This is a genomic window from Acinetobacter sp. ABJ_C4_1, from assembly GCF_044538495.1.
Lineage (GTDB): Bacteria > Pseudomonadota > Gammaproteobacteria > Pseudomonadales > Moraxellaceae > Acinetobacter > Acinetobacter nosocomialis_A.
Genome location: NZ_JBIUCQ010000002.1, coordinates 161,271 through 177,664, shown reverse-complemented (window position 1 = coordinate 177,664; position 16,394 = coordinate 161,271). Strand labels below are relative to the sequence as shown.

Below are 16,394 nucleotides of genomic sequence, written 5' to 3'. Positions count from 1 at the left end.
ATGAGCGAAATTAAAACGCTGGAGATCCCGAAATGGGGATTATCCATGGAAGAAGGCACGATCGCCCAATGGTTGATTAAAGAGGGTGATAGCTTTAATAAGGGCGATGAAATTTGTGAAATTGAAACCACAAAAATCGTCAATGTGTTAGAAGCGCCTTTTGCTGGAACGCTCCGTAAAATTTTAGCGAAAGATGGTGATACTTTACCTGTTGGTGGTCTTATTGCCGTATGTGCTGATAGTGAAGTTTCTGATGCAGAAATTGAAAAGTTTATCGCATCACTAGGTGGTTCAGCAGCTCAAGCACCCGAAGCACCTTCGGAACAAATTAAAGCGGAAACATCTGCACCTGTTGCTGAAAAAGCAGAACAACCACAGACTGTAGCAGTTAGTGCTTCAGCTCCTGTAAAGGTAGCGAAAGATGACTACGCTGTACCAGAGTCATTACAAGGTTATCAAACATCTAATGAGTTGTTTGCAACGCCGCATGCCTTGAAGGTTGCAGAAAAACACAATGTAAACTTGGCAAAAGTCACAGGTTCTGGTCGTGAAGGACGTATTAGTGTTCAAGACATCCAGAAGGCTGTACAGGCTGCTGGTGGTCAATGGCCTGATGTTAAGCAGCAAACTCAAGCTAAAGTGGTTAAATCTACGGCCGATGATAGCCAAGTTTTAGCGACGCCTGTAGCACGCCGTTTAGCAAAGCAGTGGGGCATTAACCTAAATGACTGCCGTGTTTCAGGTACTCGTGGCCGTGTCTGTAAAGAAGATGTTGAGGCAGTTTACTATCGTAATAACCCAACGTCAGTAAATGTACAATCGACTCAATGTTCTGTTGCTCAACCACAATCGACAATTACGACTGTGGCGATGAATGGTATGCGTAAAGCGATTGCTTCACGGTTACAGGCTGCAAAACGTAATGCACCGCATTTCCGCTTAGTGGTCGATCTAAACGTAGAGGCTTTGCAAAATTTACGTAAACAGATTAATGAGACCGTTCCACAAGTCAAACTTTCGATTAATGACATGCTAATTAAGGCAGCGGCAGCGGCGCTAATTAAAGTGCCTGAGGTGAATGTTCAATTTGATGAGGCGACTCAATCAATTTTACAGTTCTCTCAAGCGGATATTTCGGTGGCCGTAGCGATTCCAAACGGTTTAATTACACCCATTGTAAAAGCAGCAAATCAGAAGTCTTTAGCACAAATTTCCGATGACATGCGTGATTTGGCAACGCGTGCTAAGACTGGCAAGTTACAACCTGACGAGTTTCAGGGAGGCAGCTTTAGCATTTCAAATTTAGGAATGTTAGGCATTAAACAGTTCGATGCCATTATTAACCCGCCGCAAGGTGCAATTATGGCATTAGGTGCTTCGGAATCTCGCGCTGTTGTCGAAAATGGCAATGTAGTGGTTCGTGAGATTGTCACAGCGACGTTGTCATGCGATCACCGAGTTATTGATGGCGCAGTTGGGGCAAAATTCTTGGCCAGCTTTAAGCAGTTTGTTGAAAACCCTGCTTTAATTTTGGTGTAGGAGAACCCGCATGTCAGAAGCTCAATTTGATTTAATTGTGATTGGCGCGGGACCGGGTGGGTATGTGGCTGCAATTCGTGCAGCCCAGCTCGGGTTAAAAACCGCAATTGTAGAAGAGCGACATTTAGGCGGAATTTGTCTAAATTGGGGCTGTATTCCAACCAAAGCTTTGCTTGCAGGGGCAGAGCTCGCAACCCAGTTTAAACATGCCGGACAGTTTGGTTTTCAGGTATCCCAACTCGATTTTGATATCCAAAAGCTTGTGCAGCATAGCCGACAAGTTTCAGCTCAATTAGTACAAGGCATCGATTACTTGTTGAAAAAGAATCAGGTCACTGTTTTTAGTGGTCGCGCTCAACTTACAGCGAAAGAAAAAATTGAAGTGACCGATGCTCAAGGTAATAGTCAGGCTTTGAGTGCACCACATATCATTTTGGCAACTGGCGCTAAAGCCCGACATGTTCCTCAACTTCCTGTCGATGGAACATATGTCTGGAGCTATAAAGAAGCGCTTGTTCCAGAGCAGTTACCAAAAAGTTTACTGGTTGTAGGTTCAGGTGCAATTGGTAGTGAGTTTGCCAGTCTTTATCAAGATTTGGGATGTCAGGTGACCCTTATTGATTTGGCTAAACAAATTTTACCGACCGAAGATGCAGAAGTTGCTCAATTTGTTAGAAAACAATTTGAACAAAAAGGTATGAAAGTCTTAACCGCTGCTGTCGTTCAAAGTATTCAAATTGAAAATGAGCAAGTCCACTGTGTGGTTGAAACGGCAAATGATGTTCAAACGCTTGATTTTGATCGCGTGCTTTCGGCAATTGGTGTACAGCCGAATACCACAGGGCTAGGACTAGAACGTTTAGGTGTAGAACTCAATCCACAAGGTTTTGTGGCAATTGATGACTATTGTAAAACCAACGTAGCAGGGCTTTATGCCATTGGTGATGTTGCTGGAGCACCTTGTCTCGCTCATAAAGCAAGCCATGAAGCCATAATATGTGTCGAGAAAATCGCTGGTGTGGCAAACGTCCATTCACTCGACCGTAGCCAGATACCCGGTTGTATTTTTACACATCCACAAGTGGCGAGTATTGGTTTAACGGAAAATGCAGCAAAAGCTAAGAATCTACCTATACGTATTGGTAAGTTTTCTTTAACTGCAAATGGTAAAGCTTTGGCAATTGGAGATGCGTCAGGTTTCGTTAAAACGGTGGTACATGCAGAAACGGGTGAATTACTTGGTGCACATATGGTGGGCCATGAAGTGACCGAACATATCCAAGGATTTGCCATTGCGAAATATCTAGAAGCAACTGATGAAAGTTTAGCTCAAGTGATTTTCCCGCATCCAACATTATCAGAAGCCATGCATGAATCCATTTTGGCTTCAATGCAACGAGCGATTCATATGTAGAAATTCTACATTTACAGGAGTTGAACATGGTTAAGGGATTACAAAATAAAGTCGCTTTAGTGACTGGGGCAGCCCAAGGCATTGGCCGTGGGATTGCCCTGCGCTTGGCGCAAGAAGGGGCACATATTGCATTAGTTGATATGAAACAAGATCGACTGAACGATGTGCAGCAGGAAATTCAGGCTTTAGGTGTAAATGCGAGCACATTTATTGCTGACGTAAGTGACCGCGAGCAAGTGTATGCTGCTATAAATCATGCTGAGCAGACCCTTGGTGGGTTTGATGTCATGATTAATAATGCTGGAATTGCACAAGTTCAAGCGATTGCGGATATCACACCGGATGAGTTTCAAAAAATTGTTGATATTAATATTGGTGGCGTGCTGTGGGGAATACAGGCTGCTGCTGCAAAATTTAAGCAACGCCAACATAAAGGTAAAATCATTAATGCCTGTTCAATTGCAGGCCACGATGGGTTTGCTTTACTCGGTATTTACTCGGCAACTAAATTTGCGGTACGAGCACTTACCCAAGCTGCGGCAAAAGAATATGCCAGTCATGGTATTACGGTAAATGGATATTGCCCCGGAATTGTCGGAACGGATATGTGGGTTGAAATCGATAAACGTTTTGCTGAAATTACAGGTGCTGCAATTGGTGAAACTTATAAAAAGTATGTGGAAGGTATTGCTTTAGGTAGAGCCCAAACACCAGACGATGTAGCCGCATTAGTTGCTTTTCTGGCAAGTGAAGATTCGGACTATATTACGGGTCAATCCATTTTAACGGACGGCGGCATTGTCTATCGCTAAAACAACATCCTGATTTGAGGGAGATAATAATGAAAGCAGCACGTTTTTATGACAGAGGCGATATTCGTATTGAAGATATCCCTGAACCAGAAGTCACTCCCGGCACTGTAGGCATTAAGGTAGCTTGGTGTGGAATCTGTGGTACAGATTTGCACGAATTTATGGAAGGACCAATTTTTATTCCACCTTGTGGACATCCGCATCCTATTTCAGGTGAATCTGCACCGATTACCATGGGACATGAATTTTCAGGTGTAGTCTATGCCGTAGGTGAAGGTGTTGATGATATTGAAATTGGCCAGCATGTAGTCGTAGAGCCTTATATTGTGGCAGATGATGTACCGACTGGATCGGGCGATAATTATCATCTTTCCAAAAATATGAACTTTATTGGTTTAGGTGGTCGTGGTGGTGGTTTATCGGAAAAAATTGCGGTTAAACGCCGTTGGGTGCATCCAATTTCTAATAAAATTCCACTGGATCAGGCAGCCTTAATTGAACCGTTATCGGTGGGTCATCATGCTTTCGTACGTAGTGGTGCAAAGGCCGGTGATATTGCACTGGTTGGCGGTGCGGGGCCAATTGGTTTGTTGCTTTCGGCAATTTTAAAAGCAAAAGGGCTTAAGGTCATCATTACCGAACTAAGTGCCAAACGTAAAGAAAAAGCCAAAGAGTCGGGTGTTGCAGATTATATTTTAGACCCGTCAGAAGTTGATGTTGTTTCTGAGGTCATGAAAATTACTAATGGCGATGGTGTTGATGTTGCGTTTGAATGTAGTAGCGTTAACAAGGTGTTAGATACTTTGGTCGCGGCAGTGAAACCAACAGGCGTTATAGTTATTGTTTCGATTTGGAGCCACCCAGCATCAATTAATGTGCACAGTGTTGTAATGAAAGAGCTCGATGTAAGAGGCACAATTGCCTACGTAAATGACCATCAAGAAACCATTAAACTGGTCGAAGAAGGTAAAATAAATCTGGAACCTTTTATTACCCAGCGCATTCAACTTGATGATTTGATTTCACAAGGTTTTGAAACCTTAATTCATAACAATGAGTCAGCCGTTAAGATTATTGTACATCCATAAACAGACACTTAAACCTATAAAAAAGAGCGATGATTCGCTCTTTTTTATTAAAGTAAATTGTTGTTTTGGGCTTCAATAATAGGCGGTAATGGCTGCCCTAAAGAGCTTAGAGACTCTCGTTCAATTAAACGCACAATAGAATCGAGCGGTAAATCATTTTCTTGCAAGCCAAAAGGTTCTTCAATTTGAGCACTTAAGGCATCTAGTCCTAAAAACATATAAGCGATTAAGCCGACAATAAGCGGTGTCCAAATGCCTAAAGCAGCTTCAAGGCTAAAAGGTAAGATGAAGCAGAAACAATAAACAGCACGGTGCAAAAGTACTGAATATGAGTAGGGTAAAGGTGTCCCAGCAATTCGGTCACAACCTGCTTGGATATTGCCGAGCTCAACAATATGGCGTGTCAGAGTGCCATAGATAATGTCACTAATTTCGCCGTCTTTTAGAGCTTTGACTAAATCTTTTTGAATATTTTCGAGTACAAATTGAGGTGCATTAATATGCTCATTTAAATAATTAAGTGAAGAGTTATTTAAATAGGCATGCTCAAGAAATTTTGTGGGTTCGACTGTTTGTTGACGTAAACGATCACGCAATAAATTACTAAAAATTAAGACCTGATGAATTAAATGTTCACGTTGTTCATTAGATAAAACATGGCTATCTCTAACAATATGTCTGGCATTGGCAATTAAAGCACCCCAGAGCTTGCGGCCTTCCCACCAACGGTCATAACATGCGTTATTTCTAAAGCCTGTACAAATCGAAAGAATCACGCCAAAGATGGTAAATCCGATCGCGGGTACGGTAGGAATTTGAATCCAATGATAATAAGAGAGCCAGACCACACAGGCTGAAATAAGTACAACAAAACTCAGTGCAGGCAAAACCTTCGGCAAAATTGTTCCTTTCCAAGCAAATAAGAGTTTAAATACATTGCTTTTATCACGAACAATCATATAAAGCCTTTGAACTAACGAACCTAACCAAGTGCAATATGATACGCCTTAGATGAGCTAAATACCTAGCTAAAGCTTATGCTTTTGTCTGTATCGCCAAAGAGTAGTGCGGCTAATTCCAAAAATATTCGCTACCATATTCAGGTTATGGTTATATTTTTCTAAAGCTGCTTGCACATTTTCTGGACTAAGCTCTGCATTTGTCTCGGGTAATTTAACGTAATCATCTGCATTTAAGAGTTCATTTGGTAAGTCTTCGACTTCAATTTCATCCTTACCATTTGCCATGGTTAAAGCATAAAGAAGGGTGTTTTTAAGCTCACGAACATTTCCCGGCCAGTCATAATTCAATAAAACTTGCATGGCTTTTTGATTAACATGGCGAGGCATTGTATCGAGTTGGGTTGAGCTCTCTTTTAAAATCTGATCGACAATAAGAGGAATATCGACTTTTCTCTCTCTGAGTGGTGGTATGAAAATTGGAATTACGCGTAGACGGTAGAGTAGATCATGACGGAAACGCCCAGCCTTAGCCTCTTCGCGTAAAGCTTTATGTGTTGCTGTAATAATGCGGATATTAGCCTGAATTGGTTTTTCACCACCTACAGGAGTAAATTCACCTGTTTCTAACACCCGTAATAATTTAGCTTGAAGCTCTAAAGGAATCTCGGCAATTTCATCCAGAAACAGCGTTCCACCAGCGGCACGTTCAAACACACCTTTATGGTCACGAATTGCTCCCGTAAAAGCACCTTTCACATGCCCAAAGAGTTCACTTTCTAAAATATTAGAATTTAAAGCTGCACAGTTAATGGCAACAAAGATCTTATTTTTACGCTGGCTATAATCATGAATTGCTTTTGCCACAAGTTCTTTACCGCTACCAGATTCACCGCGTACGAGCACTGGAAACTCAGTAATTGCCACTCTTTGAATAATTGAAAACATACGAGTCATTTCTGGTGAACAACTATTGAAAACTTTAGCCAAGTCTTGCAATTGTTCTGTTAGCTCTACTTCATCAACAATATCATTCTCTATGCTAACGGGCTGTAGAATATGCAATTTCCCGATAATTCGATGCTCTGCGATGTAAATATCATGTTCTTGATAGATAAATCGCTTTCTCATTTTAGGAGTATTGATCTCAAGATATTGATTGTGATGGTCTTGAGTAAGCGCTGCTATGTTCTCTACAGAAATATCGTCTGTATTAAATTTATAGTGAATTGCTTGAGTCGTTGTGTCTGCTAAAAACAGACTCGCATTTGGGAATAGAGCTTTAAGCTGCTCAAATAAAATATAAAAATCCTGTTCTAACTCAAAATTTAACTTTGCCATTATCTTTGTTTCACAATCGTTTCATTGAAACATACTTGAGTTTCAAAGGAACATCAAGCTGAGTTTTTTTCTAAATTTAATTCAACTTATTGTTTTAAATATTTGATTTTTATATTTATTATTTAATTTCAAATAATTGGCATCTTATTTGCAAAATATAGGAAAGAAATAAACTATTAGGGTATAAATCATGTTCTTTAAGCAGTTTTTTGAAAAAGAAAGTTCGACTTATACATATATGCTTGGGTGTGAAGAAACACGAGAGGCTGTTTTAATTGATCCAGTCGCATCAGATATTGAGATTTATGCAAAAGAATTAGAGCAGCATCAATTTACACTCATCTATACCTTAGATACTCATGTTCATGCAGACCATATTACCGCTGCAAATTTACTTCGTGAACGTTTCCATTGCAAATCGGTTTTACACAGAAACTCAGAAGTAAATTGCGGAGATATTTTAATTACTGATGGTTGCATGCTTAAAGTTGGCAACCTCAGTATTGAAGCACGCTATACACCAGGCCATACCAATGCTTGTACGAGTTACTTGGTTGAAAACATGGTTTTCACTGGTGATGCATTATTAATTGATGGATGCGGTCGAACCGATTTCCAACAAGGTAATGCAGGCACACTTTATGACAGTATTCATAAACAACTTTTCAGCTTACCTGACAACACTATTGTATATCCGGGACACGATTATAAAGGTCGTTTGTCTTCAACAATTGGTTATGAACGTTTAAAAAATTCACGTTTAGGTCAGAATCGCTCACGAGAAGATTTTATTGAATTAATGAATAACTTAAATCTGCCATACCCAAAACAAATCGATAAAGCACTTCCTGCCAATCAGGCTTGCGGCTCAATTTCACAATTATAAGGTGGCAATATGGAACTTAAACGAGTTAATCAAGATTTTTATGTTGCTGGCCAGATTACTGCCAACGATATTGCAAAAATTGCAGACCAAGGAATAAAAACACTGATATGTAACCGACCAGATGGAGAAGGTGCAGATCAACCCAATGTGATTGAAATTGAAGAAGCAGCTCAGCGGCATAGCCTAAACGTAATCTATCAGCCTGTGACCAGTGGCAAAATTACCGATCAACAAGTTACCGAGTTTAAGCAGCTTTATCAGAATGCTCAGAAGCCCGTTTTAGCATATTGTCGCTCTGGTATGCGTGCAATCAGTTTGTGGGCTTTGGCTGAAGTTGCTCCACAAGATGCAGCACTGTTAGTTGAGTCGGGTAATAAGCTTGGGTTTAACTTAAAAAGCTTGGTGCCACGTATTTTAAAACGTGATCATGAACCAGCCACAATTCCTTGTTATAGCGTTGTGATTGTTGGCGCTGGGGCAGCAGGAATTTCTGTAGCTTCGAGTCTTTTATGTCGTGAACCTCATTTAGATATTGTCATTATTGATCCCGCAGATACACATTATTATCAACCGGGCTGGACCATGGTTGGCGGCGGTATTTTCAAACCACAAGTAACCGCACGCTCAATGACAAGTGTGATACCTTCAAAAGTAAAATGGATGAAAGCTGCGGTTGCTGGATTCGACCCTGAGCATAATCAGGTTATTTTGGAAGGATGCCAACCTATTCAATATAAAGCCTTAGTCGTCTGTCCTGGTTTAAAACTGAATTGGCATGGAATTGAAGGCTTAGTCGAAACCTTAGGGAAAAATGGGGTGACGTCTAACTATCGTTATGATTTAGCGCCGTATACATGGGAATTGGTGCAACAGCTAAATGGTGGAAAAGCAATCTTTACCCAACCGCCTATACCGATTAAATGTGCCGGTGCTCCTCAAAAAGCGATGTACCTTTCAGCCGACTACTGGTTAAAGCAAGGCAAACTTAAAGATATCTCTATCCATTTTTATAACACTGGTGCTGTTTTATTTGGTGTGAAGGAATATGTACCTGCACTAATGCAATATGTCGAAAAATATGGCACTGAACTGCATTTTAACCATCAACTTGTCAAAGTAGACGGGTCTGCAAAGAAAGCATGGTTCAAAGTGGTGAATGATGAAAATGCAGCATTGGTCGAAACAGATTTCGATATGTTGCATGTTGTTCCACCGCAACAAGCGCCTGATTTTATTCGTGCAAGTACTCTTACTGATGAAGCCGGCTGGGTGAGTGTGAATCCTCAAACCCTACAACACACACAGCACGCCAATATTTTTGCTTTAGGTGATGTGATGAATGCACCTAATGCCAAAACTGCTGCTGCGGCACGGGCACAAGCTCCGATCGTTGCGGTTAATGTTATAGCCCAGCTCAAAGGTGAGCAAAACTTCTGCGAGTACAACGGCTATGGCTCATGTCCACTCACAGTAGAGCGTGGAAAAATCGTTCTGGCTGAGTTTGGCTACGGCGGCAAATTACTTCCAAGTTTTCCAAAATGGGTAATTGATGGGCAAAAACCATCTCGTTTGGCTTGGCTGCTTAAAGAGCAGATTTTACCGCCAATTTACTGGCAAGGCATGCTCAAGGGCCGTGAGTGGATGGTCAAACCTGAGCGAGGTTAAGCAAAGCAACGCTTTGTACGAGCGCAAGACGAGAGCTGTGCTCGAGTTAAGAGGGTAAACAAAGCAACGCTTTATCCTGAGAAGCGACTAAAGCTTCGCAAGAAGACGAGAGCTGTGCTCGAGTGGAAGAGGTTTAGCAAAGCAACGCTTTGCCCTGAGAAGCGGCTAAAGCTTCGCAAGAAGACGAGATCTATTCACTCATTAACCAGCAGTCTACTGCAAACGATGTATATGCAATTTTAGGCTTTTAATATGTTATTACTTGTCGTTGAAGGCATTGTGATTGGCTTTTTACTTGGTCTTACTGGTGCGGGTGGTGGCATTCTTGCTGTACCCGCGCTTATGACCAGTCAAGGCTGGAGCGTGGCGCAAGCTGCGCCAATTGGGTTATTGGCAGTTGCGCTATCTACACTCATTGGAACTATTGAAGGCTTATTTAAAAAGATAGTTCGTTATCGTGCTGCAATCTGGATTGCCTTAATTGGTGCTCCTATGGCACATATCGGCATTTTAATAGCCAACGCGATTTCACCTATTTGGCTCATGTTAATGTTTAGCTTGGTCATGTTTACAGTGGGCTATCGACTTATCAGTAACCGAGTTTCAGATTTTCATAACCCGCCGTGTCAGGTCAACCCAAGTACGGGACGCTTTATCTGGAATTTTAAAACTGGTGGTGTGCTTGCAAGCATCGGGATTATTGCTGGGCTTTTAACGGGGATGTTAGGGGTTGGAGGCGGTTTTGTAATTGTACCCGCGCTTAGAAAAGTCACAAATTTGGATATGCATAGCATTGTTGCAACCTCACTTATGATTATTTTCCTGATTAGTGGCATGAGTATTGTGATGCATATTGCAGAGGGCTTTCACTATCCAGTAGCAATCACTAGTGCGTTTGCACTCGCATGTGCATTCGGTATGTTATTAGGACGCCGAGCTATTCGGTTTATTCCGTCTGCAATTGTACAAAAGGTCTTTGCTTTAATGGTTTTTGCTGTCGCAATTTATATGGTTATTAAGATTGTTAATCTAACAAATATCTGAGCGATATAGTATTTTAACCTTCTCTATAAGTAGCAATTTTTCCAAGATGAGATATTAAAATTATCTTTGGAAAATTGATTTAAACCATTTAAATTTTGAGAAAGTGAAATGAAGCGAATTAATGTGGCAATTTGTGGTTTCGGACGGATTGGGCAACAAATTGCAGAGCTTCTTTTAAATCGATCGACCTACTATAAACAAAAATATCAAATTGATGCCCGTTTAGTGGGTGTCTGTAACTCATCATCAGGCTTAATTGATCAAGAAGGTTTACAAGCTGTAAAGTGGCTAGATAAAACACAGTATCAAACAGGCCTAACTGAGCAAAAGTTTTTAGAACAGGTTCAAGCAGATGTCATTATTGAGACAGGGCCAAGTGACTATATGACAGGTGGGAAAGGCCTATTTTATTTAAATTATGCTTTAACACATAGTATGAATGCGATAGCAGTATCTAAAGGCGCGTTAGTCGTAGATGGTAAAAAATTAATTAACTTGGCACATCAGCAGAATAAAAAACTATTTTTTAGCGGTGCAACTGCTGCAGCTTTACCGACGGTTGATTTGTTTGAATATAACTTGGCGGGCTGCCAAATTTTAGAAATAGAAGGTGTGCTTACAGGCACCACGAATTTTATTTTGAATGATATGTTGCAACATGAATGCGCATTTACAGAATCTCTTGAAAAAGCTCAAGCAAAAGGTATTGCGGAACCTGACAGTTCTTTCGATGTAGATGGGTGGGATACTGCTGCAAAAATTACGATACTAGCCAATACTGTTTTAGGAGCTGATGTAAAAATTCAGGATATTCCACGACAAGGAATCAGCCATGTTACGACTGAACATATTCGTGATTGGAAAAAAGAAAATATAATTCCTCGTCTGGTTGGTTTTATCCATATTAAAAATCAGCAAATTCAAACAGGTGTTGAATTAAGGTTAGTCCCAGCAAATCATCCGTTTGCTCATCTGCAAGGTTCTAATAAATGTATTCGGGTGTTAACGCAAGAAATGGGGGAATTTGTTGTCAGTGGAGGGGCATCTGCGCCATTAGCCACAGCAGCCGCGGCTTTAAAAGATTTTGAGTTGATGCTTAAAACGGGCTGCTAAAATTAATTATGATTTATAAAAAAAGCAGGCTTTTATGCCTGCTTCTCACAACTTTTTTGACTGCTAAATAACTTCTTTCCAATTTCAAACTTACTAAACATTAAGTAGTTACCAAGTAAGATGAGTAAAATTCCAAATACAGCATTTAAAGTCCACTCATATCCTTCAAAGAAAGTAGAAACTGTTAGAGCAACTAAAGGAAAGAGCAACGTGCTATAGGCTGCTTTGGCTGCACCAATTCGTCCGACCAGAGAAAAATAAGCTGAAAACCCAATAACCGTACCGAATACAGCCAAGTATAGTACCGAGCTTAAAAATGGGAAATTCATCGGCGGCATTAAATCTTGTCCTGTAAATAATGCCAGAATTAACATCACCAATGCGCCATAAGTCATGGCATAACAGTTTGTTGAAAAGATATTTAGACCACGTTTTTGGTGTCTAACACTAATCATGTTCCCTAAAGAAAAACCGTAAGTGCCTATTGCACATAGCCCAATACCCATTAATAACTGCGCATTAAACTGGCTATTAATCAGGTCATGCCAAAACAGTAAAACAATACCACTTAGGCCCAAAAGTGCAGCTGGTGCAAAGTTTGGGGAAGGTTTCTGCTTAAAAAAGATAAGCGCATTAATGGCATTAAAGAAAACGGCCATCGAAAAAATGACAGACTCTAAACCGCTATTTACATATTTAACGGCGGTATAAAAACAAATAAAGTTTAGACCAAAAACACAAAGTCCTTGCAGCATACAGAACAAATGATCTTTTAAAGCAATTCGCTGTAATTTTCCTGAAAATAGTAAAACAACCCAAAGTAATAAGGCTGAAATAGCAAAGCGCCATAAAATTGCGACAACGGGTGTTGCATAATGGCTTTGAACGGCAATTCCAATCCATGTTGTTCCCCAAATCAACACCACCGCAACATAGAGTAAAATATTCATAACTTCATCCTCGATTACCAAACTTAAGTATCTAGGAATGCTTCATTTTTCACGTATATATTCTTGTGTTCTACATGCAAGATCTTGCGTTTTTTATAGATCTAAACTAGCTGAATTTTGCTGAATATGGTTAACTTAAGATCAATCATATTTGTTTTAATTTTGCATGGCTTATCAAACTTTAGAACAGCTGCAGCAGTCTAAAGCCAAGCTTCACGAAACTGTGGTGCTTGATGAAAATATGCAACTTGCATTTTGGTCTAATCAGCAAGATCGTGTAAGTGTCTGTAGCGATCACCACACTTTAAGTCTTTATATTCAAGATGGTTATGAAAGCTATCAAAAAACACCTGCGGGCTGGAAAAATGGTGGTGGGCCGGGACGTTTTTGCCTATTGCCCGAACATCAGGAGTCAACTTGGGACATACGTGGTGGGCTTAAATTTGTCCACTTGTACTACACCGACCAACATTTGCGTGATGTTGCTGAAAAAATATGGGACAAAGAGCCGAATCAAATTGAACTAAACGAAGTTGTATTTAATGATGATGAACGGATTCGGGCGTTATATCAATTCTTCTTGTTAGATTGCGATTGGCAAGATTCTTCAAATCATTTGCAAATGAGTACAACGGCAAGTTTATTGTTGAATCACTTAATTCGAAAATATAGCAGTGTTCAATGGCAACAGCCTACTATCAAGGGCGGACTGGCACCCCATAAACTCAAATATATTCAGGAATGGATTGAAGATCATCTAGATCAGGCACTCACTTTGTCTGATTTGGCGAATGTTGTGAATTTAAGCGAATACCATTTTGCTCATATGTTTAAACAGTCCATGAATATGGCGCCTCACCAATATGTCATGCAAAGACGCTTAACTAAGGCCAAAGGACTAATTCAGTCATCTCAGCTTTCTTTGCAAGATATTGCCCTAGTATGTGGGTTTAGTTCAGCAAGCCATTTAAGTCATCGCTTTAAACAATTTTATGGCATAAGTCCTTCGCAGTTACGTTAAGTGTCTAATGTAATTGGTTTCTCCTGAGCTGCGTCAAATGCAGCTCTTGCCGCATCAATATCTGCAATATGCTGCTGAGCCCATTGGCCTAAAGCAATTACAGGCTCTGTAAGTGAATGGCCCAATGGAGTTAATTCATATTCAACATGAGGTGGAACTACAGGATAAACCGTACGTTTAACCAACCCATCTCGTTCTAAACCACGCAAACATAAGGTAAGCATACGCTGCGATATTCCATTGATACGTCTCTTTATTTCAGAAAAGCGATGAGGATGTGATGCAAGTGTCATTACAATGAGTATACTCCATTTCTCTCCAACTCTAGCCAACACTTGACTGACTCTTTGGCAATCTGAACTCTGAATATCATGAGGTATGGTTACAGTCATATTACTTGGTTCCCTAAATGTGCCTTCTTGTGCATAAGAATAATAGTAGTAACATAATTAGCTCAAGTAACAATTTTATACTGTAGGTATAAGCGATGAAACTACTTCAAATTGACACAAGTATTTTAGGTGAGCAGTCTGTTAGCCGCCAACTCACCTCATCTGTTATTCGTCAGCTCAGCACAGCTTATCCAGATGCAGAAATTATTCATCACGATTTTGCTTTAGAGCCAATTCCTCATTTGTCTGATGCTGAGTTTTTAGCATGGCAAGGTGTTGAACCTAATAATGAAACAGCGCAACAACGTGTTGCAAGAAACACCCAATATTTGGATGAGTTCTTATCTTCAGATATCGTTGTAATTGGCGCACCTATGTATAACTTTAGCTTCCCATCACAGTTAAAAGCGTGGCTTGACCGTCTATCTGTTGCTGGTAAAACATTCCGTTACACGGAAAACGGTCCTCAAGGTTTAGTAGAGGGGAAACGTGTCATTATTGCTTCTTCGCGTGGTGGTGTGTATTCAGAAGGTTCACCAGCCGAAGCTTTAGACTATCAAGAAACTTATATCAAAGCGTTTTTCAATTTTATTGGGGTGACTGATATCACTTTTGTGCGCGCCGAAGGAATCGCTTTCGGACCAGAAGCACGTCAAGCTGCCTTAGATAATGCAGCAGCGCAAATTGCCCAGTTAGCGGGTTAAAAATATAAATAGCCGAACAGTAAAGGAACTGTTCGGCCTTATTGAGATTATGATTTTGAAAAATCAATTCAATCAGTAAATAACTAAAAGAAAGTGACTGCGAGCCCAACCAGTGCCGAAGCAAAAATGACATACAGCACGTTAATGTTAAATCGGAATAAAGCAATAAATGCAGCTACAGTAATGAGGGCCGCGACAATATCAAAATGGCCTGAAAAACCCTGTGGCCATAACACGTGATAACTAAAAAATAGTGCTAAATTTAAAATGACACCGACCACAGCCGCGGTAATTGCAGTGAGGGGTGCAGTAAATTTAATTTCGTTATGTGTAGATTCAATAATCGGTGCACCCGCAAAAATAAAGACAAATGAAAATAGAAAGGTAAACCAAGTCACAATAACAGCACCGAGTGCTCCAGCAAAAAATAAATGCTCAGAGCCTAGTAATGAATGATTAACGCCTCCTAAAAAACCAACAAAGGCAACGACCATAATTAGTGGACCGGGTGTAGTTTCACCAAGTGCCAATCCATCAATCATTTGTGTAGGTGAAAGCCAACCAAAATGATTGACAGCCCCTTGATAGACATAAGGTAAAACCGCGTAAGCGCCCCCAAACGTAAGCAGCGCAGCTTTAGTGAAAAACCAAGCCATTTGGGTATAGGAATGATGCCATCCAAAATATGCGCCTAAAGCTAAAATTGGTAATAACCATAAAGCGATTGCCACAAAAATAAGTCTGGCTAACCGTGACCAATGGAATTTAGCGTGCTCTGGTGTTGGGGTATCATCATCAATATATGCCGGACCATAATCTTTTTGACTAGCTTTATGCCCACCCGCAGAGGAAAATAGTTCTGGGTACTTTTTACTCGCTAAATAGCCAGCAATACCTGCTGATAAAACGATAAGCGGGAAAGGAAGCTTTAAGACAAAAATGGCAAAAAACGCTGCAATTGCGACGACCCATAAAAACTTATTTTTAAGCGAACGACTGCCTATGCGGTAAGTTGCATGAAAGACAATTGCAGTGACAGCAGGCTTTATCCCGTAAAAGATACCTGCAATAACAGGCACATCTCCAAATTTTATATAAACCCAAGATAGTCCAATTAAAATAAATAAGGAGGGCAATACAAATAGAATACCTGCAACCAATCCTCCCACAGTTCTATGCATAAGCCAACCAATGTAGGTTGCTAACTGCTGCGCTTCAGGACCGGGTAACAACATGCAGTAGTTCAGTGCATGTAAAAATCTTTTTTCTGATATCCAGCGCTTTTGTTCAACCAGTTCCTGATGCATCACAGCGATTTGTCCAGCTGGTCCCCCAAAGCTAATAAAACCAAGCTTGAGCCAAAATAAGAAGGCTTGCCAGAAGGTGACTTGTTCCACTGAATCATCAGGGGTATTTAATTGTTTTTGTTGCATATTATCCCCTAAAAAATAATATTAATTTTTACG

At 40.4% G+C, this 16,394-nt stretch carries 15 protein-coding genes; 10 read left to right on the top strand and 5 right to left on the bottom strand.

The window, feature by feature from the left end; all coding sequences use genetic code 11:
- Genes ACIF8R_RS03715 through ACIF8R_RS03700 form a run of 4 tightly spaced genes read left to right on the top strand, consistent with a single transcriptional unit; the run spans window position 1 to window position 4,853 of the window.
- Window positions 1-1,539: a 2-oxo acid dehydrogenase subunit E2 gene (locus tag ACIF8R_RS03715; protein WP_396479170.1), complete on the top strand. Its 1,539-nt coding sequence runs from the start codon at window positions 1-3 to the stop codon at window positions 1,537-1,539.
- 10 nt (window positions 1,540-1,549) lie between these two features.
- Window positions 1,550-2,953 (top strand): dihydrolipoyl dehydrogenase, encoded by a 1,404-nt coding sequence (gene lpdA, locus ACIF8R_RS03710; protein WP_396479168.1) that lies wholly within the window; start codon window positions 1,550-1,552, stop codon window positions 2,951-2,953.
- A 26-nt stretch (window positions 2,954-2,979) separates the two neighbouring features.
- Complete coding sequence (locus ACIF8R_RS03705; protein WP_000238449.1) at window positions 2,980-3,765, top strand: acetoin reductase; 786 nt, start codon at window positions 2,980-2,982, stop codon at window positions 3,763-3,765.
- Between the two features lie 29 nt (window positions 3,766-3,794).
- The gene (locus ACIF8R_RS03700; protein WP_396479166.1) at window positions 3,795-4,853 is read left to right on the top strand and encodes a 2,3-butanediol dehydrogenase; all 1,059 of its coding nucleotides are present in this window, start codon (window positions 3,795-3,797) and stop codon (window positions 4,851-4,853) included.
- A gap of 47 nt (window positions 4,854-4,900) precedes the next feature.
- Here the strand turns inward: ACIF8R_RS03700 and ACIF8R_RS03695 are convergent, their stop codons facing one another.
- Together ACIF8R_RS03695 and ACIF8R_RS03690 are read right to left on the bottom strand one after the other, a co-directional pair.
- On the bottom strand, window positions 4,901-5,812 hold the full coding sequence (locus ACIF8R_RS03695) for a bestrophin family protein (RefSeq protein WP_000637003.1): 912 nt from the start codon (window positions 5,810-5,812) through the stop codon (window positions 4,901-4,903).
- Window positions 5,813-5,881: 69 nt separating this feature from the next.
- Window positions 5,882-7,153 (bottom strand): sigma-54-dependent Fis family transcriptional regulator, encoded by a 1,272-nt coding sequence (locus ACIF8R_RS03690; protein WP_005139120.1) that lies wholly within the window; start codon window positions 7,151-7,153, stop codon window positions 5,882-5,884.
- Window positions 7,154-7,343: 190 nt separating this feature from the next.
- On the opposite strand from ACIF8R_RS03690, the gene ACIF8R_RS03685 reads away from it, so the two are divergent.
- From ACIF8R_RS03685 to ACIF8R_RS03670, 4 genes are all read left to right on the top strand, one after another.
- On the top strand, window positions 7,344-8,039 hold the full coding sequence (locus ACIF8R_RS03685; protein ID WP_396479164.1) for an MBL fold metallo-hydrolase: 696 nt from the start codon (window positions 7,344-7,346) through the stop codon (window positions 8,037-8,039).
- A 9-nt stretch (window positions 8,040-8,048) separates the two neighbouring features.
- Window positions 8,049-9,704: a TIGR01244 family sulfur transferase gene (locus tag ACIF8R_RS03680; RefSeq protein ID WP_396479162.1), complete on the top strand. Its 1,656-nt coding sequence runs from the start codon at window positions 8,049-8,051 to the stop codon at window positions 9,702-9,704.
- A 252-nt stretch (window positions 9,705-9,956) separates the two neighbouring features.
- Window positions 9,957-10,748: a sulfite exporter TauE/SafE family protein gene (locus ACIF8R_RS03675; RefSeq protein ID WP_396479160.1), complete on the top strand. Its 792-nt coding sequence runs from the start codon at window positions 9,957-9,959 to the stop codon at window positions 10,746-10,748.
- A gap of 108 nt (window positions 10,749-10,856) precedes the next feature.
- Window positions 10,857-11,861, top strand: a complete 1,005-nt coding sequence (locus ACIF8R_RS03670; protein WP_396479158.1) for a homoserine dehydrogenase — start codon at window positions 10,857-10,859, stop codon at window positions 11,859-11,861.
- 32 nt (window positions 11,862-11,893) lie between these two features.
- Here ACIF8R_RS03670 and ACIF8R_RS03665 read toward each other — a convergent pair whose 3' ends face one another.
- The gene (locus tag ACIF8R_RS03665) at window positions 11,894-12,811 is read right to left on the bottom strand and encodes a DMT family transporter (RefSeq protein WP_001023745.1); all 918 of its coding nucleotides are present in this window, start codon (window positions 12,809-12,811) and stop codon (window positions 11,894-11,896) included.
- A gap of 166 nt (window positions 12,812-12,977) precedes the next feature.
- Here ACIF8R_RS03665 and ACIF8R_RS03660 point away from each other — a divergent pair, with 166 nt between their 5' ends.
- The gene (locus tag ACIF8R_RS03660; protein WP_000331399.1) at window positions 12,978-13,832 is read left to right on the top strand and encodes a helix-turn-helix domain-containing protein; all 855 of its coding nucleotides are present in this window, start codon (window positions 12,978-12,980) and stop codon (window positions 13,830-13,832) included.
- Here the strand turns inward: ACIF8R_RS03660 and ACIF8R_RS03655 are convergent.
- On the bottom strand, window positions 13,829-14,224 hold the full coding sequence (locus tag ACIF8R_RS03655; RefSeq protein ID WP_001983845.1) for a helix-turn-helix domain-containing protein: 396 nt from the start codon (window positions 14,222-14,224) through the stop codon (window positions 13,829-13,831). The genes ACIF8R_RS03660 and ACIF8R_RS03655 overlap by 4 nt on opposite strands.
- A gap of 95 nt (window positions 14,225-14,319) precedes the next feature.
- On the opposite strand from ACIF8R_RS03655, the gene ACIF8R_RS03650 reads away from it, so the two are divergent.
- Window positions 14,320-14,928: an FMN-dependent NADH-azoreductase gene (locus ACIF8R_RS03650; protein WP_000771649.1), complete on the top strand. Its 609-nt coding sequence runs from the start codon at window positions 14,320-14,322 to the stop codon at window positions 14,926-14,928.
- A gap of 83 nt (window positions 14,929-15,011) precedes the next feature.
- Here the strand turns inward: ACIF8R_RS03650 and chrA are convergent, their stop codons facing one another.
- A complete protein-coding gene (gene chrA, locus ACIF8R_RS03645) occupies window positions 15,012-16,361 on the bottom strand; it encodes a chromate efflux transporter (protein ID WP_001186397.1) in 1,350 nt (449 codons plus the stop codon).
- Window positions 16,362-16,394: the final 33 nt, after the last annotated feature.